This is a genomic window from Armatimonadota bacterium, from assembly GCA_025059775.1.
Classification (GTDB): Bacteria; Sysuimicrobiota; Sysuimicrobiia; order Sysuimicrobiales; family Sysuimicrobiaceae; genus Sysuimicrobium.
In genome coordinates, this window is record JANXCW010000006.1 from 80,901 (window position 1) to 103,557 (window position 22,657).

Genomic DNA, 22,657 nt, shown 5'->3' on the forward strand with positions numbered 1-22,657 from the left:
TTACCCGTCCTGGGCCCCGAGAACCTGCCCGATCCGGCGCAGGGTCTCCGGTCGGTTCAGGTCCACGTCTACCGCCAGCTCCGGCCGATGACAGACCACCGCCTTGCCCCGGATCCCCGTAATTGCCTGGACCCGCTCCTCCAGATCCGTGATGCGGAGTCGCCCGAGCGCGTACTTCACCACATACTGCGGGCCAAACAGGCCTGCCAGCCGGGCCGGATTCTTCCGGACCTCCACCACCTGCCGGATCACGGGCTCCAGGCGTTGGAGGATCTCGGGACGCACGAGGATCATCCCCCCGCCCGTGAACACCCCCTCCGCCATGCGCACATAGGTCTTGCGGAGCCCGGGAAACGCGGCCTCCACCACCGCGCGGGGAATGACGGGGTAGTACACCTCCGCCTGCCCTTCGCGGCATCCCTCGAGGAACTCGGAGATGGCCTGAGGGGTGAGGAGTGGGAGGTCCGAGGCTACGAGAAGAACCCAGGGAGCCGGGCTCAAGGCCCTGAGCCCCGCCAAGGCATTCCCCAGGAGGTCCTGGGTGTCCGGGATCCAGAGGTCGCACAGATCCCGCACGGCCTCCGGGAGATGGGGGGCCACGAGGACGATACGTCCCACCTGAGGGGTGGCCCGCACCACCCGCATCACCCGCTCCACCATGGGGATCCCCGCAACGGGCAGGAACGCTTTGTTGGGCAGACCCTCCGGCAGGCCCTCCTCCCCCCCGCCCCCTGCCAGGACCACCGCGTCTACCCTCACCGCTCCAGCTCCGCGAAGGTTCGGGTGAGGATCACCTGCCCGGGGAAGGTGCCGGAGAGGGCTTGGATCGCCTCCCGGGCCACCGCCTCCTCCGCAAACAGGCCAAACACCGCGGGTCCCGTACCGGTCATGGAAGCCCCGAGGGCCCCTGCGCTTCTCAGGCGCTCCAGGAGTTCTCCCACCAGGGGATGGTGGGCGCACACCAAGGGCGTGAAGACGTTGCTCAGCCGGGCCGCCACCCCCTGGACGTCTCCCGCCCGCAGGGCCTGGATCGTTCCCTCCGTGTCCGGGTGGCGCGTGATCCCTGCACGATCCAGGGATTCATAGGCCCATCCGGTGGGGATGCCGAAATCCGGACAGAGGAGCACCACCCAGGTGCTCGGCAGGGTTGGCAGGTACTGGAGCCGCTCCCCCCGACCCGTGGCCAGGGCGGCACCCCCCGCCAGGAAGAAGGGAACGTCCGATCCGATCCGGGCTGCCAGGGACAGCAGCTCCCCTCCATCCAGCCGCAGCTTCCACAGCTGCGCGAGCCCCAGAAGGGTCACCGCCGCGTCCGAGGATCCGCCTCCCAGTCCGGAGGCGGGGGGGATGTGCTTGCGGAGCTCGATCTCGATGCCCCGATCCACCCCGTAGGTGTCCCGGAGCAGTTGGGCGGTCCGGAATACGAGGTTCTGTTCGTCGGTGGGCACCGCCCGGTGGTCGCATCGCACCGTGACACTCCGCTCCACCTCCCGCAGGATCACGATGTCGTGCAGCTCGAGGGTGTGCAGTACCGTCACGATCTCGTGGTACCCGTCCGGGCGTCGGCCGAGGACGTCGAGGGTGAGGTTCACCTTCGCATAGGCGTTGAGCCGCAGCTCCTTCACCAGCACCTCCCTCGGAGAGGCATACCCTTCCCCTGAGCTAGGGGCTACCCCTCTTCCGAGTTCCCAATCCCCCCACGCATCCGGCCAGCCCCTCCCGGGGATGCGGGAAAGATCCCTTTCATCTTGGACGGGAACCCCTCGGAATCCTACCGAACTGGAGGAAGATCCAAAAGTGGTACGCCGCGAGGAGATCCGCTATGCTGGGGAACTGCGCAGGGCTTTCTGTGAGAGGTCGGGGTGTCGCGTTCCCTCCGAGTCCACCGGAGCCTAGGACGGTTCCTCCGGGCAGCAGGGTTGCTGGTCCTGTTGGCGTTGGGGGGATTCCTGGCCTGGAACCTCGCCCGGATCATCTCCGCCGCGGGAGTTCTCTCCTTCGTGCGTCTCGGTGGGGACCCGCGGTTCGCATGGCCTCTACAGATCCGGGACCGCGTGAACGTCCTTCTCATCGGCACGGACATCACCCTCAACACCCGCCGCCAGGTCGTCTCGAATCTCGCGCGGGCGGATACCCTGATCCTCATGTCCTTCGACCCACACACCCGCACCGCCCAGTTTCTCTCCATTCCCCGGGACACCCGGGTCCACCTTCCGAACCACGGCACCTCGAAGATCAACGCCGCATACGCCTTTGGTGGCGTCCCCCTCACCATCCGAGCGGTGGAGGTGCTCCTGGGCGTCCGGGTGCACTACTACCTGAAGATGGGCGCGGAGTCCTTTGCCCGGCTCGTGGACGCGGTGGGTGGCGTGTGGGTGGACGTGGAGCAGGACATGCACTACCAGGACTGGTGGGGGGGCTTCTCCGTGAACCTCAAAAAGGGGCGGCGGTTGCTCACGGGGGAGCAGGCCATGGGCTATGCCCGGTTCCGAATGGACGAGTTGGGCGACATCGGGCGCGTCCAGCGCCAGCAGAAGGTGATCCGAGCCCTTTTCGCCCGGATGCGGGAGCCTCAGACGGTGCTCCGGTTCCCCCAGCTCCTCCACTGGTTCCGCACCCGCACCCAGACCAACCTCGACCTCCAGAAGGTCCTGGCCCTCGGCTGGTTTTTGCGCGGGATCGGCACGGATCGCATCCGCACCGCCACGCTACCGGGCCGATTCGCCCCCTCGTTCTGGGAGCCGGATGAACCCCGGGTGCGGGCAGTGGTGCTGGAGATGTTCTACGGCCTGGACCCGCACGCGGTGGCGCAGACCCGGGTGGAAGTCCTGAACGCGAGCGAGGTGCCAGGCATGGCCCGGGAGGTGGCCGCACGGCTGGAGCGGATGGGATTCCTCGTGGTCCGGGTGGGCCTTGCCCCAAAGCCCCGAAACCAGACCGCCATCCTCTCCCACCGGGGGGACGCGCGTCTGGCCCGGGCAGTGCGGGAGATGCTGGGAACCGGAGCGCTCGCCACCCGCCCCACCCGGAACGTGTACGTGGATCTCACGGTGCTTGTGGGGAGGGACTATGCACGCCGCCGCCTCCTGGCCCGGCGATCCGGAATCCCTTAATGCGCCTGGAGATCCCCAGCCGCGGAGAGACCGAGGTTGGAGGTGATCTCCCCGCACCGGGCCAGGGCCTCCGCAAGGGCCAGGAACTCCTGCAGGGAAAGCGTCTCCCCGCGCCGGCGGAGCGCCACCCTTGCCCGCTCCGCCGCTGCTTCCAGCGCCGCCGCGGGGATCCCCAGGGTCCGGAGGGCATTCCGCAGCTGTTTGCGACGGTGAGCGAAGGCGGCCCGGATCACGCGGAACAGCAGGGCTTCGTCCACCGAGCCGGGGGGAGGATGCGGCCGCAGGACCACCACCGCGGAGTGCACTCTGGGCGGCGGGAGGAAAGCGCGGGGGGGGATTCGCAGGGCGATCTCCACCCGGGCCCGATACTGAACGAGGAGACTCAACAGCCCGTAATCCTTCGTCCCCGGACAGGCGGCCATGCGTTCCGCCACCTCCCGCTGGACCATGAGCACCAGGCGCTCCAGGTCCGGAACCTCCTCCAGGAGGCGCACGGTGAGCGATGAAGCGATCTGGTAGGGAAGGTTGCTCACCACCTTGCGGACAAACCCCGGAGGAAAGAGGGACCGCAGGTCCAGGGTGAGGATGTCGGCCTGCACGATCTGCACGTTGGGAAGGCCCGAAACCTGCTCCCGCAACACAGCCTGGAGGGCGGGATCCACCTCCACCGCCACCACCCAGCCCGCGCGCCTGGCGAGCTGCTCCGTTAAGGTTCCCGTCCCGGCCCCCACCTCCAGCACCGCATCCTGGGGCCCCAGGTCCGCCAGGGCCACGATGCGCTCCAGAACCCGGGCATCCACGAGGAAGTGCTGCCCCAGCCTCCGCTTGGGCTGTAGGTGATGGCGACGGAGGGCGGCCCGGAGGTCCTGCCTCAACACACCCCCATTCTAGGACGGAGACAGGGTCATTGGCCCAGGATCCATACCCGGACCCGACGTCGGCCCCATCGTAGGGCCTCCCGTACGGAGTTGAAGCACACGTCGATGCGCAGCCCCCGGATGGCTCCCCCGGTGTCCGCGGCGATGGCGGTTCCGTACCCCTCCACGTACACCACGGTTCCCAGCGGGATCACCCGGGGATCCACCGCGATCACCCCGTGGCGGGCCCGCAGGCCCGTGGCGGTCACCGCATCCACCCCCCGATCCCCGTACGGCGCGTAGGCACTCGCGGTGACCACCAGGGAAGGTCGACGGATCAGTTCTCCCCGGGAAGGGATGTACCCACGTCCGATGCGTACCACCTGCGGTTGCGGCGGGAGGATCACCCGGTGCCCAACCTTCTCCCTGCGCACCACTTGCCCGTCCACTCGGATTATCCGGTAGCGTCGCTCGACCACGCCCGGCCGGCCGGGTTGGATCACCTCCGCTCCCCGGGCGAACAGCGCCCGCACCACCCGGTACGTCACGGGAAAGGGAACGGTCTCGCGCACCACCTCGGTTTCCTCTCGCACCCGCTGCACCCGGATCTCGCTCCCGCTCTCCAGGGGAGCGTCCAGAGGGGGAGAAACCCGATCTAAGGACTGGAGACGGATCCCCACAGCCTCCAGGACCTCTCGGGGGGTCCGGGCAAGGGTACGCAGGGAATGGATCCTCCCATCCACCCGGATCCGCACGGGAATCGCCCGCACCACCGTCACCCGGATCCCGGGCGCAAGAGGCGTGGCAAGCGGCGGGAAGACCGCGTCTTCCGGACGGAGGGAGATCTGCCGCTCCAGCAGGAGGTCTGCCACGGTCCGGGAGCGGGTGAGCACCGCTTCCACGCGACCGTCCACCTCCAGCTCCACCACTACCCCCTCCTCTGCGGCTCCCCGGAGACCCGCCACCAGGACCAGTCCAGCCACCATCACCTGCACAATCCCACGGTGCCCACACAGGCGCATCGGTTCCCTCCCTCGCTGTCCGGTATGTGGAACCACAGCCCCGACGGAAGGAAGGACGAATCGACCTGAATATTTACCTGTGCAACTGGAATGATCTTAGAGCATAAATTTTCATCAATTCAACTCGGCTTCAAAAGGGGGGTAGGGCAGGGAATTCAGAATTCCGGTGCGGAGGGAGGCCTGCGAAGGGGCGTGCCGATGAAGAGACCCTCACCTCCGAGGGTTTCCTGGAGACGTCCCTCCAGGAGGATCTGGACCGCGTCCACTCCGCGCATCCGGGTTGCCGTATAGACGATTTGGTAGACCCGGGCCAGCATGCTGGCGCTTCCCCCTCCCCGCTCAAACTCCCGGCTCAGGTTGACGTATGCGACCCCGCGCTCAACCCGCACGCCGAGGAGTCGGGTTCCGGAGGGGATTTCGGAGCTGTAGCCCATCCCCTGCTCCTCCGGGTTGGGGCCTTCCAGGAGGGACCGAAGGGCGTACGCTAGGCGCTCCGTGGGGGTTCGGCCGCGGGCCACCCGGAGACCGGGCGCAAGGCGCCCGGTGTTGCACTTCTCGTCCCAGTGTACGAAGTACACCAGGGTGGGCTCCTCCCGGGGCCAGGCCCACCAGAGGGCCACCACTCCCAGACCCAGGACGAGCAGGGCTCCCCACCACAGCCACCGGCGCATACTTCCGGGCCTCCTCGGGGGATTTGGGCTCGTTCCCTGGAGGAGTTCTGCAGGCAGTAGAGAAGAGTCCTTCCTGCGGGAACAGGGAGTAGCCCTGGACTCCATGCTCAGGAAATCCACCGTGCACATGGGTAAGGAGGTGAGAGCCCCACCGGCAGATACCTAGAGAAGTGGCCTACCTCGGGGATTCTCCAAGGACAAGGGAGGATACGTAGAGGAGGTGGCGAAGGTGAACGTCACGGTACGGGTGAACGGAAGGACCTACACACAGGACGTGGAGCCCCGCACCCTGCTGGTGTACTTCCTCCGGGAGCATCTGGGACTTACGGGGACCCACGTGGGCTGTGACACCTCCAGCTGCGGGGCCTGCACGGTTCTCCTGAACGGCAAGGCGGTGAAGTCCTGTACGGTTCTCGCGGTCCAAGCAGACGGCGCGGAGATCACCACCGTGGAGGGACTCGCCCGGGACGGGGAACTCCACCCCATCCAGCAGGCCTTCTGGGAGGAGCACGGCCTGCAGTGCGGGTTCTGCACGCCCGGCATGATGCTGACGGCCCTGGATCTCCTGCAGCGCAATCCGAACCCCACGGATGACGAAATCCGGCACGGGCTGGAGGGGAACCTGTGCCGGTGCACCGGTTACCAGCACATCGTGAACGCCATTCGATCGGCGGCGCGGATGATGCGGGGAGGCGCACCGGCCGCCGCTGGGGGGAGGTGAGGGGAATGGCCGTAACGCAGGTCTTCGGCGCCAGGATCCGGAGGCGGGAGGATCCGAGGCTCATCACTGGACTTGCCACGTATACGGACGACGTGGTGCTCCCCCGCATGTGCTACGTAGCCTTTGTACGCAGCCCGCACGCCCACGCACGGATTCGGCGCATCGACACGAGTCGGGCAAAGGCGGCTCCCGGGGTGGTGGAGGTACTCACGGGGGCTGATCTGGAGGGGAAGGTGCAGCCCATCCCTTGCGGATGGCTGGTTCCGGGCTGCGATCTGAAGACCCCGCCGCATCCCGCCCTGGCCAAGGAGAAGGTCCGGTACGTGGGAGACGCGGTGGCGGTGGTGGTAGCGGAGAGCCGGGCCCAGGCATACGACGCCGCAGGGCTGGTGGACGTGGAGTACGAGGTGCTGCCCGCGGTGGTGGACATGGAGCAGGCACTCCGCGGGGAAGTGTTGGTGCACGAGGACGTTCCTCAGAACCGGGCGCTCCTGTGGGCCCTGAAGGGAGGGAACTTCGAGGCGGCCGTCCGGGAGCCCGGGGTACGGGTGGTGCGGCAACGTCTCATCAACCAACGGCTCATCCCCACCGCCATGGAGCCCCGGGCCGCGGTGGCCCAGTACAATCCCGTCACAGGCGAGCTCACTCTCTGGAACACGAGCCAGGCGCCCCACATCGTCCGCGTGCTCCTCTCGGGCACCTTGGGGATCCCGGAGCATCGGATACGGGTCATCGCGCCGGAGGTGGGAGGAGGGTTCGGGAGCAAGATCCCCTTCTACCCGGAGGAGGCCGTGGTGGCCTACCTCGCCACCCGGCTGGGACGGCCCGTGAAGTGGACGGAGACCAGGCGGGAGAACTACCTGGGAACCATCCATGGACGGGACCACGTCACGGACGCGGAGATCGCCGTACGGCCGGACGGGACCATCGTGGGCCTTCGGGTGCGGACGCTCGCGAACCTCGGCGCCTACCTCTCCACCGCGGCTCCCGCCATCCCCACCCTGCTCTACGGGCTCATGCTCAGCGGCGTCTACCGGATCCCGAACATCGAGTGCGAGGTCACGGGGGTGTTCACGAACACCACGCCCACGGACGCGTACCGGGGAGCGGGACGGCCAGAAGCCACGTACGTGGTGGAGCGCATGGTGGATCTGGCGGCCCTGGAACTGGGGATGGACCCCGTGGAGTTCCGGCGGAAGAACTTCATCCCCAAGGACGCCTTCCCGTACGCCACGCCCACGGGAGTGGTGTACGATAGCGGGAACTACGAGGCGGCCCTAAACCGGGCCCTGGAGATCCTCGACTACGCCAAGGCCCGCTCGCAGCAGGAGGAAGCCCGCCGCCAGGGGCGTCTGGTAGGCATCGGGTTCTCCACCTACGTAGAGGTGACGGGCGCGGGACCCTCCAAGATCGCGGGCGCCACGGGCTTCCAGGGAGGCCTGTGGGAGAGTGCGGGGGTGCGCTTCTACCCCACGGGGAAGGTCACGGTGTTCACCGGCACAAGCCCCCACGGGCAGGGGGAGGAGACCACCTTCGCCCAGATCGTCTCGCAGGAGCTGGGTGTTCCTCTCGACGACATCGAGGTGATCCACGGGGATACGGATGCCATCGCCATGGGTTGGGGAACGTACGGGAGCCGGACCACCCCGGTGGGTGGAACCGCGGTCTACCTGGCGGCCCAGCGGGTGAAGGAGAAGGCCATGCGGATCGCCGCCCATCAGTTGGAGGTGGCAGTGGAGGACCTGGTGTTCGAGAACGGGCGGTTCCACGTGCGGGGCGCTCCCGAACGGGCCATCACCATTCAGGAGGTGGCGCGGCAGGCGTACTTTGCGTGGAACCTGCCCGAGGGAATGGAGCCGGGACTGGAGGCCCAGGCGAACTGGGATCCCTCCAACTTCGTCTTCCCCTTCGGGGCGCACGTCTGCATGGTGGAGGTGGATCCGGAGACCGGACAGGTGAGATTCCTGCGGTACATCGCGGTGGACGACTGCGGGCGGGTCATCAACCCCCTCCTCGTGGACGGCCAGGTCCACGGGGGAATCGTCCAGGGCGTGGCCCAGGCCCTGTGGGAGTTCGCCGGGTACGACGAGAACGGGAACCTGCTCACCGCCTCTCTCGCGGACTACGCGATCCCCAAGGCCAGCTGGCTCCCTTGGTTCGAGGCGGATCGGACGGAGACGCCGAGCCCCGTGAACCCGCTCGGGGTGAAGGGGGTGGGTGAGACGGGCACCATCGCGGCCACCCCGTGCGTGGTCAACGCGGTGATGGACGCCTTAAGACCCCTCGGCATCCGGCACATCGACATGCCGCTTCTGCCCGAACGGGTGTGGCGTGCCATCCAGGCGGCGAAAGGAGGTGGAATAGGATGATCCCCGCGACCTTCGAGTACGTCCGGGCACATTCCGTGGAGGAGGCCATCCGCCTGCTCCAGCAGTACGGGGATCGGGCGAAGCTGCTGGCGGGCGGGCACAGCCTTCTGCCCCTCATGAAGCTGCGCCTCGCCCAGCCCGAGGTGCTCATCGATCTCGGCCGGATACCGGAGCTGCGGGGGATCCGGGAGGATACGGGGGGACTACGGATCGGAGCCATGACCACCCACGACGAGATCGCCCGCAACCTCCTGGTGCAGCGGCAGTGTCCCCTGCTGGCGGAGACGGCTTCCCAGATCGGCGATATCCAGGTTCGCAACATGGGGACCATCGGCGGAAGCCTCGCGCACGCGGATCCTGCCGCGGATTATCCCGCGGCGGTCCTCGCCCTGGAGGCCGAAATCCACTGCCAGGGCCCAGGAGGGGGGCGTACCGTGAAGGCCACGGACTGGTTCGTGGACCTGCTCACCACCGCCCTCCAGCCCGGAGAGGTCATCACCGAAGTTCGGGTCCCCGTGCGCAGAGCGGGGCAGGGCTACGCGTACGTGAAGATGCCCCATCCCGCCAGCGGCTACTCCCTCATCGGGGTGGCCTGCCTCGTAACCCTGGAGGGCACTGTCTGCCGGGAGGCGAGGGTGGCCATTACCGGCGTAGGCCCCAAGGCCGTGCGGTTGGGGAAGGTGGAGGGGGCTTTAGTGGGCAAGACCCTGGACGAGGCCGTGGTGGCGGAGGCGGCCCAGCTCGCAGCGGACGGTCTGGAGGCTACGGACGACCTGTATGCCTCTGCGGAGTACAAGCGCCACCTGGCCACCGTTTACACCAAGCGCGCCGTGCTGCGCGCCGTGGAGCGCGCCAGGGCATAGGTCAGGGACGGGGGCGCCGAACGTTCGGCGCCCCCTGTTCATACGGGCGCGATTCCCAGCTTCCAGGCAATCCACCGGTCCATGGACATCCCCTCTACCACCCCCTCTGCATCCAGAAGACCCCTGCGTACTTCCCCCACGGTTCCGGAGTACTCCGCGTACACATCGTGGGGATGGATGGTCTCGAAGTTGGTCTGTCGGGCCAGCAGGAAGGCATCATCCGGGAGGTCCGGATAGCGGTCCAGGAGGTTCCGGATCATCTCCCGGACCGCATCCTCCACGAACCGAGGGCGTCGGTGCGCCTTCGCCACCAGGAACAACTCGTCCGGCCGCTTGAGGAGGTCGTAGATCTCCGCGCTCATGGCCGCCTCCACCACGCTGGCCAGCTCCTCTGCCCGCAGTACTCCCACCCCGCCCACCATGAGCCGGCCCGTTCCCCGCTGGTTGTGCGTGGCGAGTGGCACCACCTGGAGCACGTGTTCCGCCACCTCCGGGCTGATGCCCTCCTCCAGGAGTCGCTCCCGGGCGTAGGTCCGGATCATGTCCTGGGCACACGGGCAGGCCATCATTCCCTCTACCTCGATTCCCACGAGCCGGACCGTGCGCTGCGGGGTGCTGGCAGCTCGGGCCAGGAGGGTGTACAGCTTCTGGGTGGACTTGCCCGAGGCGGGAGCATAGCGGGTGGTGGGAAGGTGCGCCCGGATGAAGACCTCCGCCCGCCGGGCGTCCTGAGCCGCGATGAGCTGATGCGCCATCCGCTCCGCCACCGTCTCTAGATCCGGCGCGGGCTCGTCCGCGGCCTCCTCCAGGATCTCCTCCACGCTGTCGCTGAACCGGGACATGTGTACCCCCCGCTGGTTCGGGCCCAGATCCACGTAGAGATCCATCTCCGCGTAGAAGAGGTTGTCGCGGCCACCGTCGAGGATGCGGACGATGCGCCGCAGCCCCGTGATCCCCACGCGACTGAGACCCAGACGGAGGGCGGGTGGTTCTCCCTGCACGTCCCGGCGGAGCTGGGTTCCGAAGCCCGGCCGCACCCGTGCCACGCGGCCCTCCCGTTGGGCTGCCTGGGCCGCAAGTTCCGCCATGGACTGCCCCCGCTGAGGGTGGAGAAGGTCCGGGGCAATCTCCGCGAGGGGAACGAGCACAAAGGCCCGCTCCGTCATCCGCGGGTGCGGAATCACCAGTTCCGGAGTTTCTAGCACGAGGTCGTCGTAGAGCAACAGGTCCAGGTCAATGACCCGGGGGCCGTACCGCACCGTCTCCTGCCGTCCCATCCACCGCTCGATGCGCTTCAGGAACCGGAAGAGCTCCAGAGGATCCAGCTCCGTCTCCACCTGGACCACCATGTTCAGGAACCACGGTTGATCCGCGTAATAGGCGGGCTCCGTCTCGTAGACGGAGGAGACTCGGACGATCCGAGCCCGTTCCCGCAGCTGCTGCAGCGCCTCCAGGAGGTTCGTATGGCGATCCCCGAGGTTGGAACCCAAGCCGATCCATGCGGTATGCGTGGCCATACGGTTCTGCCTCCTGCACCCGGATTGCCCTCTGTCAGGAAGAGCATACCGGATCCCCTGCGAGGGGTCCCAGAGGGTGGCCTATCCGTCATCGGGCGGGAAGCGGACCTCCGCCACCAGGTGCGCGCACTCCGAGGACTCCAGGGAGATGGGATGGCCGCGTGCATCCATCCCCTGCAGGGAGAGGACCTCGAGGGACGCGGAGGCCGGGAGCTGTTGCCGGCGCATCAAGAACCGACGCAGGAGCTCCACCAGCGCGGACTCCGTCCGGAACATGGGGTGCACGGAGCGGATCTCCCAGGTGACCCGGAGGGTGGCGTCTTCCGAGACCACCCGGGGTTCCACCGCTTCTCCCACGAAGATCCTCCGCGCCACCCCCGGCGCCCACCGCGCGGGGTCCTTTGTCCCCCACTCCACGTCCACCAACCACCGGAACCGCCGGAAGTCCTCCACCAGGGCCTCCCGAACCCGATCGTTGCGCAGGGCCGCGGCGGGGTGATACGTGGCGAAGAACCAGCGGTTGGGCTCCCGGAACGCCCGACCCCGCACGCGGCTGATCTTCTGGTCCGATCCCAGGAGGGCGGTGACCGCGGTAGCGCCCAGCAGGCAGACGATCCGGGGCTGGAGCACCGCCATCTGACGGATCAGGTAGGGAAGACAGTTAGCCACCTCTTCCTGGGTGGGAATCCGGTTCCCAGGAGGCCGGCACTTTACGGTGTTGGTGATGAACACCTTCTCCCGCGGGATCCGGATCCCCTCCAACAGCTGCGTGAGCAGCCGCCCCGCGGGGCCCACGAAGGGCCTTCCCTGCCGGTCCTCCTGCTCCCCAGGAGCCTCCCCGACGAACATCACGGGAGCATCTGGAGGCCCTTCTCCCGGGACCGCTTGGGTTCGGGTCGCACTCAATTCCCCGCAGCACCGGCAGGTCCGGATCTCCTCCGCCAAGCGGGCGAGGACCTCCGCGCGGACGGCGGCAGGGGAGCTCACGGCTGGAGGGCGAGTCGGAAGTGTACCCGGGACTCGTCCCGCCCCATCTCCCGGAAGCCCCGCGAGCGATACAAACGCTGGGCCTGCTGCATCCACGGGGCGGTGTCCAGCTCCACCTCCCGGTACCCGCACACCCGACAGTACACCAGAGCCGCATCCAGTAGCTTGGCTCCGATGCCACGCCGCCGGAACTCCGGGTGCACGTACTGGTGCTTCAGGACCGCCCGATCCTTCGTGCGCTCCTGGACCGCGGTGGTTCCGATGATCCTTCCGTCCAGGCGGGCTACGAAGAACACAGAACGGGGCTGCGGGAAGTGGGACTCCAGGTTCGAGAGCTCCTCCTCGGTCTGCGGGTCGTATGGAAGCCCCAGTTCCGCTAGAACACAGCGGATCAGCTGTTGGATGGCCGGCTCATCCTCCGGCCGGGCTGGTTCAATCACAAGGCTCATGATCCACACAGGGGGAGGGGGATCCCTTCCCCACCCTATTTAGGATACGAGCTTCGCACAATCCCTCTTCCACCAGGATCTACACCGCGGCCAGGACCTCCCGCTCAAAATCCCGCAGGGTGGGGCGGATGCGCAGGGTCTGTCCCCCATTTTTCAGAACGTCCGCGGTCTTAAGGCCGCTCCCGGTGATGAAGGCCACCACGGTGGCGTCCGGATGTAGCCGGCCGGCCTCCGCCAGCCTCCGAAGCACCGCCACGGTAGTCCCCCCTGCGGTCTCCGCGAAGATCCCCTCCGTCCGGGCGAGCAGTTCGATGCCCTCCACGATCTCCTCGTCCGTAGCCACCTCCACCACTCCCCCCGTCCTCCGGACCGCTTGCAGGGCATAGTACCCGTCCGCGGGGTTTCCGATGGCCAGGGACTTGGCGATGGTCTGGGGTCGCACCGGACGCACCTGGTCCAGGCCCTGCCGGAAGGCGGCGGCGATGGGGCTACACCCCTCCGGCTGGGCTCCGTGGATCTGGGGAAGGGGCCCCTCCACAAGCCCCACCCTCCGCAGTTCCTCGAAGGCCTTCTCCGTCTTCACGAGCAGATTGCCGCTGGCCACGGGAACGACCACGTGATCGGGGAAGCGCCAGCCCAGCTGCTCCACGGTCTCGAAGGCCAAAGTCTTACAGCCCTCGGAGTAGAAGGGACGTACGTTGATGTTGGCAAAGGCCCAGGGGTACTCCCCCGCAATCTCCGTGCACAGCCGGTTCACGTCGTCGTAGGTTCCCTCCACCTCCACGATGAGGGGGCCGTACACCGCGCTCATAATGAGCTTCGCAGGTTCCAACCCCACGGGGACGAACACCACGGCCCGCATTCCCGCCCGGGCCGCGTGAGCCGCCACGGCGTTGGCCAGGTTCCCCGTGGAGGCGCACGCCAGCACCTCGAACCCGAACCGGCGTGCGGCGCTCACCGCCACCGCCACCACCCGGTCCTTAAACGACCACGTGGGGTTCGTGGTGTCGTTCTTGAGGTAGAGGTTCCGCAGGCCCAGCACACGGCCGAGGCGGTGCGCACGCACCAGGGGCGTCCAACCGGGCTGGAGATCCGCCTCGTGGGGCTCCGCGGGAAGCAGGGCTCGGTACCGCCAGATCGATCCCGGACCGGACGCGATCTCCTGTCGCGTGGTCTGGGCCGCGATCCGATCGTAGTCATAGACGACCTCGAGAGGCCCGAAACACTCCGTACATACGTATTCCGGGCCCGCTTCGTAGGTGGCCCCACAGGCCCGACACCTCAGATGCGTGGCATGTCCCATCTCTCACCTCCGAAGCACATGGGCTTGAACGCGCGTCCCTTCCAGATCCACCCGTGTAACCACCGCTCGAGCCCGCACCCCGTGTCCGATGAAGGCCGCCTCCATGGCTTCCGCCACCCGCACAGCCTGCCACGAAGGCGCAAAGGCCAGGAGGGAGGGACCGGACCCGCTCAGCGCCACCCCCAGGGCTCCCGCCCTTCGGGCCGCGGTGCACACATCCTCGAAGCCCGGTACCAGGGGCTTCCGGTACGGCTGGTGCAACCGATCCTCCATGGCGAGCTCCAGGAGATCCCACCGGCTCGTCGCAAGGGCTCCTATGAGGAGCGCCGTCCTGCCCACGTTGAAGGCCGCGTCCTCCCGGGGCACCCGGGAGGGCAGCCTCCCGCGTGCGAGGGCGGTGGGAACCTCAAACTCCGGGATGGCCACCACGGCCGTGGGGAGGTCCCGCACGGGCAACCGTACCCAGTGCACCGTCCCGTCCTCCATCACCGCCGCGGTCACCCCCCCCACGAGGGCGGGAACCACGTTGTCCGGGTGGCCCTCCAGGCGGGCGGCGAGGGAGGCAAGGTGCGAACGATCCAGGGGTCGTCCCAGCAACTCGTTGGCGGCCACCATTCCCCCCACGATGGCGGCGGCGCTGCTGCCGAGTCCACGGCCCAGGGGAATGCGGTTCCAGCAGCGGAAGGAGAACGCCACCTCCGCACCCACGGCATCCGCCACCGCGCGGGCGGCCCGGTACACCAGGTTCTCCTCGCCCTCCGGGAGCAGGCCTTCCCCCTCCCCGTGGAGGGTGAGGTGGGGATGGTGCGAGAGGCTCGCCTCCACCTCGTTGTAGATGCTCAGGGCAAGGCCCAGGGCATCGAACCCGGGTCCCAGGTTCGCGGAGGTGGCTGGTACGATCACCCGGAGCGTGGACACACACCCCCTCGGTGCAAAAAAATTGCCCTCCGAGCCTTCGGAGGGCCAACCGTGCGCCCTCATCTCTCGGAGCTCGGCTCCGCGGGAGTTGGCACCTTGCCGGCAAACAACCGGCAGGTTGCCGGGGGTCATCGGGCCCGTCCCTCGCCCACTCTGGATGAGGTGCCGCTATGCAGTTTTGCTTGAGCGTACCCTACCAGCCCCGCGGGCGGTTGTCAAGCATCTAGGCCCGCACTTCCTGCCGCTGGAAGGTGACGTAGGCGGCGCAGAAGAGCAGGATGGTGCCCGCGATGAGGGCCACCATCTGCGGCCAGACCAGCAGCAGGCTCTGCGAGAGCGGCAGGGGAGTGCCCAGAACCGCCCCCTCCAGCTGCGTGAGGAGCACGGGGCCCAGCGCCCGCACCTGGGGGTTCAGAAGAGCCAGGATAGTCTCCGCGTACAGGGTATTGGGGGAGAACCGGGCCAGGAACAGGTGAATTCTGGCCTGGGCGAGCTCCGTCGGGCCATACCCGGCCTGCTGCGCCACCAGAGCCTGCGCCACCAGCGCGCTCAGGATATCCCAGAACACCGCAAACAGCAGCCACACCGCGATGGCGGTGAGGGCGGAGGTGGCGGGCTGTCGGAAGACCGTGGAGAACAGCATGGACAGGGCCAGCCACACGCCCGCGTATCCCAGGGTGGCCAAGAGGAACCAGAGCCCCCGGGCCACCTCCTCCCCGCCCGGAGGAACCCCGAGGATGAAAAGCCCCATCCCGGTGGTGACCAGCCACAGTCCCACGAGCACGATCCCCAAGGTGAACACTCCTGCCAGGAACTTGCCCAGCAGCAGCGCATCCCGGTAGATGGGCTGCGCCAGCACCCGGCTCAGGGTTCTTCGGGCATGCTCCCCGTTGATGGCGTCGAAGCCCAGGGCGATGGCGGAGAGAGGGACGAGGAAACTGAGGAATCCCACAAAGGAGGGGAGGGGATCCCGGGCGGTGGTGAAGAGCTTGAGGAAAACGAAGGGATCCTCCCCGATCTCCTGCCGGATGCTCTGGCTTGCCGCGTACACGGTCCCTACCGCGGTGAGGAGCATGAGGGCCTCGAGGATCTGCATCCGGATGCCGGTGAGGTGATCGCTCAGCTCCTTATGGAGCACCGCCCACAGCCCGGTCCACGGGGAACCCTCACGCCGAAGGCTCCGTTGCGCGGTCCGCTCCTCCACCGCGGTGCTCATGTCCCCCCCTCCCTCGTGAGATCCTGGAAGTACCGGGCGTACACCTCATCCAGCCCCGGCCGCTCCAGAGATAGCCCCAACAGATCCCCCCGCTCCACGACCCGCCGGGCGATCTCCGCCCGGATGTCCGCCCGCGCCTCCACGGTGAACCTCCCGTTCCCTTCCGGGTGAACCCGCACCACCTGCGGAAGACCCCGCAGGAGATCCGCGACCCCCGTGCCCCGTGCCTCCAAGTGGATCCGATAGGAGCCGCCCAGCACCCGCTCGCTCAGCTCCTCCACCCGACCCTCCAGGACCATCCGCCCCTTGTGGAACAGGCCTACACGGTCACAGATGGCCTGCACCTGGTGGAGGAGGTGGGAGGCGAGCAGGATCGCCATCCCTTCCGCCCGCAGGCCCCGGATCAGGTGCAGGAACTCCAGGGCGGCCTCAGGGTCCAGGCCCAAGGTGGGCTCGTCCAGGATGGCCACCCGGGGCCGTTTGAGCAGAACCTCCGCCAGGCCCAGGCGCTGGCGCATGCCGCGGGAGAAGGTTCCCACCTTGTGGTCCGCCACCTCCGCGAGGCCCATCCGTTCCAGGACCTCGCCGATGCGGGTCTTCGCCTCGCGGGGGGAGAATCCGTTCAGGTTCGCGATATACCGGAGGTTTTCCCAGGCGGTGAGTTCGTCGTAGAACCCCACGGAGTCTGGGAGATAGCCCACCCGCCGCTTGACCTCCAGGGGTTGACGGGTGGGGTCGAACCCCAGGACCCGGGCGGTCCCCGCGGTGGGATCCGTGAGGCCCAGAAGCATGAGGATGGTGGTGGTCTTGCCGGACCCGTTGGGACCCAACAGTCCGAAGATCTCTCCTTCCCGGACCACCAGGTTGAGGTCCTGGACCGCCACGGTCCGGCCGTAGTGCTTGGTGAGCCCCTGGGTCTCGATGGCGACCGTCATCTCCGCCCGTACCGGCTCACCGCCTGTCCCACCACCAGCAGCGCGGCCGCGATGAGGATCACGCCCACCACCCCCCACAGGGTGCGGGTGAGGACCGTGATCCGGAAATCCTCGGACTTCGACACGTCTCCCGCGCTGGCGGTGAAGGTCACCATGTAATCGCCCGCGATGGCCCGGGGCGAGGGCCGGACCCGCGCGGTGACCTCCACCTGCTGCTTGGGTGCGATCTCCTCGATGCGCTCCGGTTCGAACTTCACGTCCCACCCGGAGGGCGGGGAGCTGCTGAGGGTGACGTTGCGGGCGGGAGCGCTCCCGTCGTTCTTCACGAGGATCTTGAGGGGCGTCTCCTGTCCCGCGTACGCCCGCCCCGAGAGGCGGCCATCCGGCGCGGTGATGGAGAGCTCCGGACGCCCGGTGATCTCCAGCGCGAGTGGCAGGGAAGCACTCGTCCCCGCGGCACTGGCGCGGACCACGAGGGAGTAGCGCCCCGCGGACATGTCCTGCGGGACGTTCACCTCCACGTCCAGGTCCCGGGACTCACCGGCCTTCACGGGGAGGCTTGTGACCTGCTGGGTCCCGATGGTGGGAGTGAAAGAGACCTGGAACCGCCGGGGGGCTTCTGCGTCCAGGCGGACCAGCAGCTCCTGGTCGCTGTCGTTCCGGAGGGTCACCCGGAACCGAAAGCTGCTGGTGGCAGGCCCCCGAAGGGTGGGAAGCTCCGCGGTCAGGCTGATCCGGGGGGGCAGGGCCTGCCCCAGGGTCAGGCGGAGGGGGAGGTGCGCCCGCCCGTCCTGGCCCACCGCGGCCACCCCGAACCGGAAGGTCCCGGAGCGGGCGGTTCGGGGGGGATCCAGCCGGAGGCTCACCGTGGCCTCCTGGTCCGGGAGCACGTACACCGCGCTGACGACCCGGCCGCCCGCGAGGAACGTGGCACGCCACCCGGGAGCGACCTCGGTCGCCTCCAGACGCACCACCTGGGGCGGCAGTCCGAAGTTCCGGACCGTCAGGGTGAGGGTGACGGACTCTCCGGCCCTCACGATCTGGTCCGGATAGGGGGTGTAGAGGGCCAGTCCCCGAAACGCAGGGGCGGCAAGCCCCTGCGCGCCCAGAAGGAGCGCGAGGCCGAGGGCCCACAGCAACCGACGCAATCCGCGCACGCGGTTCACCTCCTCCATCGAGATCCCCTCCTTAAGGTACCCGACCTACCCTCGGGGTTCCTTCTTCCGGTCCTGGGAATACTGAAGACGGCCGGCCCCTGAGCCAGCTCCCCCGGGAAGTCTACCACAAGACCGCAACGTGGATGGTCGGAGGAGTCTGCTATCATGTTGGCGGCCATGGATCCCGTGCTGGTGCAGATCGGGCCCATCGTCCTCCGCTGGTACGGCGCGATGATGGCCCTTGCCATCCTCCTGGGCCTCTGGCTCAGCGGTCGGATGGCGCCCCTTTTCGGCATTCCCGTGGAGGTGGTGGACCGGCATGGGATCCCCTTTATCCTCTGGTTGTTCGCGGGCGCGCGGCTGGGGTATGTGGTCTCCCACCCCGGTCCCTTCCTCGCCAATCCCGTGGAGATCCTCCGCATCGATCGTGGGGGGCTCGCGTCCCACGGAGCCATCGCCGCAGGACTCCTGTACGCGTGGTGGCTGGGGCGCAGGGAGGGGATCTCGCCCTGGTCCTTCACGGACCTGTGCGCGGTATGGATCCCTCTTGCGAATCTGCTGGTGCGGTTCGGGAACTTCATGAACGGCGAGCTGTACGGAGACCGGACCTCCCTCCCTTGGGGGGTGGTCTTCCCCACAGCCCCGGACGGCCCCCGGCACCCCCTGCAGCTCTACGAGATGCTCACCTCCGCGATCCTGTTCGGACTTGTCCTCCGTTGGACGGACCGCCGTCGGTATCCCGGAGAGGTGTTCTGGAAGACCATGGTCTTCCTCTCCGGCGTCCGCTTCCTCCTGGACCTCCTGCGCTCCCAGGATCGCGTGATCGGATTTTTGACCCTGGGGCAGGTGGCGGCCCTCGTGCTCCTGGCCTCCGGCGTATACGTGCTGGCGCGCCACAGGGTTCCCACCGGATCGGGGGGAGTACCGGAGGGCGAAACTCCAAGGGTACAGGGGAGAGAAGAAGGATGAACTTCACATTCGTCGGAGCCTACCAGACACACCCCATCCTGCATCGGTTCGCAGAAGGCCTGCGGAGGACGCTGGAGGCCCACGGGCACCAGTACGCGGAGGACCGGGGACGGGACCTCCGCTTGGTGTTCAACTTCATCGATCCCGAACGTCCCCGCCCGTACCGCCGGCGCGCTAAGGCCACCTTCGTGGTGTCCGTGGCCCTTGGCACGCCGGGCGTGGAGGACGTCCTGCGGGCCGCCTATCCCCTCCTCGTCCGGTCGCTGGCGAACCTGGTGATCTATCTCGTGCCGGAGGGAGAAGGGTGGCGCACGTACTTCGTCACCCTGGAGCAGGGCCGGTACGAGGTGGGCGGGGAGGGAGAAGCGTACTTCGAGCGGGTGTACGAGCGGTTGTACCCGCTGGCCACGAGCCAGTTGGTGATCGACAACGAGTTCCACCCGGACCTGCCGGAGGAGCTGTGGGAAGGGGATGCGCTTACCCAGAAGCTCTCGGAGGCCGGTCGCCGCCTGGACGCTCTGCAGCTCCTGCCTTCCCCCTTCCCCATCGAGGAACTCCTGAGCCCTCGGGATCTCCGGCACGTACAACGCCTGTACGGCATCGGCGGCCTCAGCTACGGCAACCTCAGCGTGCGCAAGGACGCCACCCGCTTCTGGATGAGCGCCAGCGGGGTGAACAAGGCAAACCTCCGGGTCATCGGACGGGACATCCTCCTCGTGAAGGGCTACGATCCCGTGCGGAATCGGATCCTCCTGAGCGTCCCCCCCCACATCCAGCCCCGACGCGTCTCCGTAGACGCCATCGAGCACTGGATGATCTACACGGAGCACCCCTCCGTGGGTGCTATCATCCACGTGCACGCCTGGATGCGGGGAATTCCCTCCACGGAGATCAACTACCCCTGTGGGACCCTGCAGCTCGCGAAGGCCGTGGCGGATCTGGTGCGGCAGGCTCCGGATCCCACCCGGGCCGTGGTGGGACTCAAGAACCACGGGATCACGGTGACGGGCCCGGATCTTGAGGACATCCTGGAGCGGCTGGAGCGGGACATCATCCGACAGGTCCCCATGACCTGAGGCGTGCGCGCCCTGATCTTCCACCCCACCGTCCCCCGCTACCTGGCCACCCGGATCCTGGGAAGGTTTGCCCGCCGGGCCTACTGGAGTGCCCTCTCCCCCCTTTCCCTCCGGGAGATTCCGGAACCTCCCTTGCCCGGCCCCGAGTGGGTCAAGGTGCGCACCCTTCTGGGAGGGATCTGCGGATCGGACCTACACCTGCTCCGGCTGGATGTAAGTCCCTACGCCTCCGCCTTCACCTCCTTCCCCTTCGTACCGGGCCACGAGAATGTGGGCATCGTGGTGGAGGTGGGATCTGCGGTGCGGGGGGTGGAACCTGGCCAGCGGGTGGTGGTGGAGCCCACCCTCCCGTGCGCCGCCCGGGGGCTTGGGCCCTGCCGGTTCTGCCGCGGGGGAGATTACCACCTGTGCGAGCGCACCCAGGAGGGGGAGCTGGGGCCCGGACTTTTGATCGGCGCCTGCCGGGACACGGGCGGGAGCTGGGGGGAGTTCTTCGTGGCCCACCGGTCCCAGATCTTCCGCGTCCCGGACTCCGTGAGCGACGAAAACGCCCTCCTCGTCGAGCCCATGGCCTCCGCCCTACACCCGCTCCTGCGGCACCCCCCTCAGGACCACCACACGGTGCTGGTGATCGGGGGTGGCATCATCGGGCAGCTGGTGGTGGCGGGCCTCCGGGCGATGCACAGCCGCGCCCGGGTGATCCTGCTCGCTAAGTACCCCTTTCAGGCAGAGGCCTCCAAGCGGCTGGGGGCCGACCACACGGTGCTCGTGGGTCGGGGGGACCGGCACTATGAGGCGGTGGCGGAGCTCACGGGCGGTCGCCTCATCCGGCCCATGTTCGGCAGGCGGGTCCTTCTGGGCGGGGGCGCGGATTGGGTCGCGGAGTGCACAGGCACCGAGCGGGCCCTGGACGACGCCCTGCGGCTTGCACGGCCCGGCGGCACCGTGATCCCCCTCGGCCTGCCGGCCATCCCCCGGACCGTGGACTGGACACCCCTGTGGCTGAAGGAGCTGCGGGTGGTGGGCAGCTACACCTACGCCTGGGAATCCTGGGGCGGGCAGCGCCGCCGCACCCTGGAGATCGTTCTGGAGTGGATGGCAGGAGGGCAGGTGGATCTGGGTTTCCTCGTCACCCATACCTTCCCCCTGGAGCAGTTCCCTCGGGCGTTCCAGGTGGCCATGGCTAAAGCGGAAACCGCCGCCTTCAAGGTGGCCTTTGGCTTCGGCGCCGGGTAACCCCCTACGCGCCCAGACGGGCGGGCTGCGCGGCACGAAGGGACACCCGCTCGGCCGTGGAGGCGGGCAGGAGCACCCAGAGGGCCTGGGTGTGGACCGTGAACCGGGCGGGGGTGGTGCCCACGAATTCCCCGTCCGCGTGCACGGCCACCGGTATGGCGCTACGCACCTCCACCTCCCGGGCCCGCACCACCTCCACCTTCGGATGCCGCACGTGGGAGCCGTCCAGGAGGCGCGGAAGCAGCCGCACCACCTCCGTCCGGCTCACCTCCCGGACGAGGACCACTTCCAGCCATCCGTCATCGGGGCGCGCTTCCGGGCACATGCGCAATCCCCCCGCGTAGCAGGGGAGGTTTCCCGCGGCCAGCAGGAAGGTAGGCTGAATCCACACCCGCTGGTCCGTGGAGATCTCCATGCGCACGGGGCGGAAGGTGGCGAGCTGGTGGAAGATCCCCGCCACGTACATCACCTTCCCGCCCAGCAGCTTCGGCCATCCGTTGACCCGGCGAGCCACCTCCGCATCGAAGCCGCATCCCGCAATGGTCAGGAAGAACCGCCCGTTCACCCATCCCACGTCGATTCGCCGGGGGCGGCCCCCTACCAGGGCCCGGGCCGCGGCGTCCGGCTGCCCGGGAACCCCCATACAGGCGGCGAAGTCGTTGGCCGTCCCCACCGGGAGGGGGGCCAGAAACCGGCAAGCAGCGTGGTTGGAGGTCCGCAGCAGGCCATTCGCCACCTCGTTGCAGGTCCCATCCCCTCCCACCGCCAGGATCCCGTCGTAGTCCAGGGCGGAGGCCGCCAGTTCCACCGCATGTCCTCTCCCCGCGGAGCATACCTCCTCCACGGACCAGCCCGCCTGCACGAAGTGGGCCCGTAGCCGCGGCCACAGCTTCCGGGCTCGACCCTGGCCCGCAACGGGATTGATGATGGCAAGCACCCTCACGGCCAAGGAATTTCCTCAAAATGCCGGAAGATTCCTCTTGGAGCCTAGCCGTAGCGGTACTGGATCCCGAACCCGCCCCGGGGCAGCCGCCAGTCAATGACCCGGTACGGGCAGCCCACTAGACAAGTGGTACACTCCACGCAGTTCTCGTAATAGACCACGATGCGGCCCTCCGCGGGATCCCACTCGTATACCCTAGCGGGGCAGAAGGTGGTGCAGGGGCGGCCCCAGGTCTTTCCGCACCGGTCCCGGCAGGTGGCGGGATCCGTGATGGCGATATGGCTCTGCCTGTCGTGCTTCCACCGCAGCAGGTACAGCTTCTCCTCGAGCCTCAC

Annotated in this window: 21 protein-coding genes, 4 pseudogenes and 1 riboswitch; of the genes and pseudogenes, 8 read left to right on the plus strand and 17 right to left on the minus strand. The window is 68.0% G+C overall.

The window, feature by feature from the left end:
* Both N0A24_06125 and ispE read right to left on the minus strand, forming a co-directional pair.
* Complete coding sequence (locus N0A24_06125; protein ID MCS7172963.1) at positions 1-759, minus strand: nucleotidyltransferase family protein; 759 nt, start codon at positions 757-759, stop codon at positions 1-3.
* Entirely contained in the window at positions 756-1,625 is an 870-nt protein-coding gene (gene ispE, locus N0A24_06130) for a 4-(cytidine 5'-diphospho)-2-C-methyl-D-erythritol kinase (protein ID MCS7172964.1), read from the minus strand. The genes N0A24_06125 and ispE overlap by 4 nt, the downstream gene beginning before the upstream one ends.
* A gap of 429 nt (positions 1,626-2,054) precedes the next feature.
* Here ispE and N0A24_06135 point away from each other — a divergent pair.
* A pseudogene (locus N0A24_06135) lies at positions 2,055-2,555 on the plus strand (LCP family protein).
* A 256-nt stretch (positions 2,556-2,811) separates the two neighbouring features.
* Here the strand turns inward: N0A24_06135 and N0A24_06140 are convergent.
* Positions 2,812-2,910 (minus strand): annotated as a pseudogene (locus tag N0A24_06140) (AMIN domain-containing protein).
* Between N0A24_06140 and N0A24_06145 the strand changes: the two are divergent.
* Positions 2,865-3,113: a LytR C-terminal domain-containing protein gene (locus N0A24_06145; GenBank protein ID MCS7172965.1), complete on the plus strand. Its 249-nt coding sequence runs from the start codon at positions 2,865-2,867 to the stop codon at positions 3,111-3,113. The pseudogene N0A24_06140 and the gene N0A24_06145 sit on opposite strands and share 46 nt — an antisense overlap.
* Here N0A24_06145 and rsmA read toward each other — a convergent pair.
* The 4 genes and pseudogenes from rsmA to N0A24_06165 form a co-directional block, all read right to left on the minus strand.
* Positions 3,110-3,988 carry a 16S rRNA (adenine(1518)-N(6)/adenine(1519)-N(6))-dimethyltransferase RsmA gene (rsmA, locus tag N0A24_06150; GenBank protein ID MCS7172966.1) on the minus strand — a complete coding sequence of 293 codons (879 nt, stop codon included), beginning with the start codon at positions 3,986-3,988 and terminating at the stop codon, positions 3,110-3,112. The two genes, N0A24_06145 and rsmA, sit on opposite strands and share 4 nt — an antisense overlap.
* 29 nt (positions 3,989-4,017) lie before the next feature.
* Positions 4,018-4,293: pseudogene (locus tag N0A24_06155) on the minus strand (3D domain-containing protein).
* Between the two features lie 57 nt (positions 4,294-4,350).
* Positions 4,351-4,956: pseudogene (locus tag N0A24_06160) on the minus strand (ubiquitin-like domain-containing protein).
* 191 nt (positions 4,957-5,147) lie between these two features.
* Positions 5,148-5,663 (minus strand): GerMN domain-containing protein, encoded by a 516-nt coding sequence (locus N0A24_06165; GenBank protein MCS7172967.1) that lies wholly within the window; start codon positions 5,661-5,663, stop codon positions 5,148-5,150.
* Positions 5,664-5,883: 220 nt separating this feature from the next.
* Here N0A24_06165 and N0A24_06170 point away from each other — a divergent pair, with 220 nt between their 5' ends.
* From N0A24_06170 to N0A24_06180, 3 genes are read left to right on the plus strand one after another with little or no spacing between them, the layout of a single operon-like run.
* Positions 5,884-6,384, plus strand: coding sequence for a (2Fe-2S)-binding protein (locus tag N0A24_06170; protein ID MCS7172968.1), 501 nt, complete (start codon positions 5,884-5,886; stop codon positions 6,382-6,384).
* A gap of 5 nt (positions 6,385-6,389) precedes the next feature.
* Positions 6,390-8,753, plus strand: coding sequence for a xanthine dehydrogenase family protein molybdopterin-binding subunit (locus N0A24_06175; protein ID MCS7172969.1), 2,364 nt, complete (start codon positions 6,390-6,392; stop codon positions 8,751-8,753).
* Positions 8,750-9,616: a xanthine dehydrogenase family protein subunit M gene (locus N0A24_06180; GenBank protein ID MCS7172970.1), complete on the plus strand. Its 867-nt coding sequence runs from the start codon at positions 8,750-8,752 to the stop codon at positions 9,614-9,616. Before N0A24_06175 ends, N0A24_06180 begins: the two co-directional genes overlap by 4 nt.
* A 38-nt stretch (positions 9,617-9,654) precedes the next feature.
* On the opposite strand, the gene mptA is transcribed toward N0A24_06180, so the two are convergent.
* From mptA to N0A24_06220, 8 genes are all read right to left on the minus strand, one after another.
* Positions 9,655-11,133, minus strand: coding sequence for a GTP cyclohydrolase MptA (mptA, locus tag N0A24_06185; GenBank protein MCS7172971.1), 1,479 nt, complete (start codon positions 11,131-11,133; stop codon positions 9,655-9,657).
* Between the two features lie 81 nt (positions 11,134-11,214).
* Positions 11,215-12,078, minus strand: a complete 864-nt coding sequence (locus N0A24_06190; protein ID MCS7172972.1) for a uracil-DNA glycosylase — start codon at positions 12,076-12,078, stop codon at positions 11,215-11,217.
* Between the two features lie 38 nt (positions 12,079-12,116).
* Positions 12,117-12,569: a GNAT family N-acetyltransferase gene (locus tag N0A24_06195; protein MCS7172973.1), complete on the minus strand. Its 453-nt coding sequence runs from the start codon at positions 12,567-12,569 to the stop codon at positions 12,117-12,119.
* A 79-nt stretch (positions 12,570-12,648) separates the two neighbouring features.
* A complete protein-coding gene (thrC, locus tag N0A24_06200) occupies positions 12,649-13,872 on the minus strand; it encodes a threonine synthase (protein MCS7172974.1) in 1,224 nt (407 codons plus the stop codon).
* A gap of 3 nt (positions 13,873-13,875) precedes the next feature.
* A complete protein-coding gene (gene thrB / locus N0A24_06205) occupies positions 13,876-14,790 on the minus strand; it encodes a homoserine kinase (GenBank protein MCS7172975.1) in 915 nt (304 codons plus the stop codon).
* 56 nt (positions 14,791-14,846) lie between these two features.
* Positions 14,847-14,954: riboswitch (SAM riboswitch) on the minus strand.
* Positions 14,955-15,013: 59 nt separating this feature from the next.
* Positions 15,014-16,006 carry an ABC transporter permease gene (locus N0A24_06210; GenBank protein ID MCS7172976.1) on the minus strand — a complete coding sequence of 331 codons (993 nt, stop codon included), beginning with the start codon at positions 16,004-16,006 and terminating at the stop codon, positions 15,014-15,016.
* Positions 16,003-16,941, minus strand: a complete 939-nt coding sequence (locus N0A24_06215; protein ID MCS7172977.1) for an ABC transporter ATP-binding protein — start codon at positions 16,939-16,941, stop codon at positions 16,003-16,005. Before N0A24_06215 ends, N0A24_06210 begins: the two co-directional genes overlap by 4 nt.
* Positions 16,938-18,116, minus strand: coding sequence for an NEW3 domain-containing protein (locus N0A24_06220; protein ID MCS7172978.1), 1,179 nt, complete (start codon positions 18,114-18,116; stop codon positions 16,938-16,940). Before N0A24_06220 ends, N0A24_06215 begins: the two co-directional genes overlap by 4 nt.
* Before the next feature lie 147 nt (positions 18,117-18,263).
* Here N0A24_06220 and lgt point away from each other — a divergent pair, with 147 nt between their 5' ends.
* From lgt to N0A24_06235, 3 genes are read left to right on the plus strand one after another with little or no spacing between them, the layout of a single operon-like run.
* On the plus strand, positions 18,264-19,067 hold the full coding sequence (gene lgt, locus N0A24_06225; protein MCS7172979.1) for a prolipoprotein diacylglyceryl transferase: 804 nt from the start codon (positions 18,264-18,266) through the stop codon (positions 19,065-19,067).
* Entirely contained in the window at positions 19,064-20,143 is a 1,080-nt protein-coding gene (locus tag N0A24_06230) for a class II aldolase/adducin family protein (GenBank protein ID MCS7172980.1), read from the plus strand. The genes lgt and N0A24_06230 overlap by 4 nt, the downstream gene beginning before the upstream one ends.
* Positions 20,144-20,146: 3 nt before the next feature.
* Positions 20,147-21,379 carry an alcohol dehydrogenase catalytic domain-containing protein gene (locus tag N0A24_06235; GenBank protein ID MCS7172981.1) on the plus strand — a complete coding sequence of 411 codons (1,233 nt, stop codon included), beginning with the start codon at positions 20,147-20,149 and terminating at the stop codon, positions 21,377-21,379.
* A gap of 4 nt (positions 21,380-21,383) precedes the next feature.
* On the opposite strand, the gene N0A24_06240 is transcribed toward N0A24_06235, so the two are convergent.
* Positions 21,384-22,322 carry a diacylglycerol kinase family lipid kinase gene (locus N0A24_06240; GenBank protein ID MCS7172982.1) on the minus strand — a complete coding sequence of 313 codons (939 nt, stop codon included), beginning with the start codon at positions 22,320-22,322 and terminating at the stop codon, positions 21,384-21,386.
* Between the two features lie 44 nt (positions 22,323-22,366).
* Complete coding sequence (locus tag N0A24_06245) at positions 22,367-22,657, minus strand: 4Fe-4S dicluster domain-containing protein (GenBank protein ID MCS7172983.1); 291 nt, start codon at positions 22,655-22,657, stop codon at positions 22,367-22,369.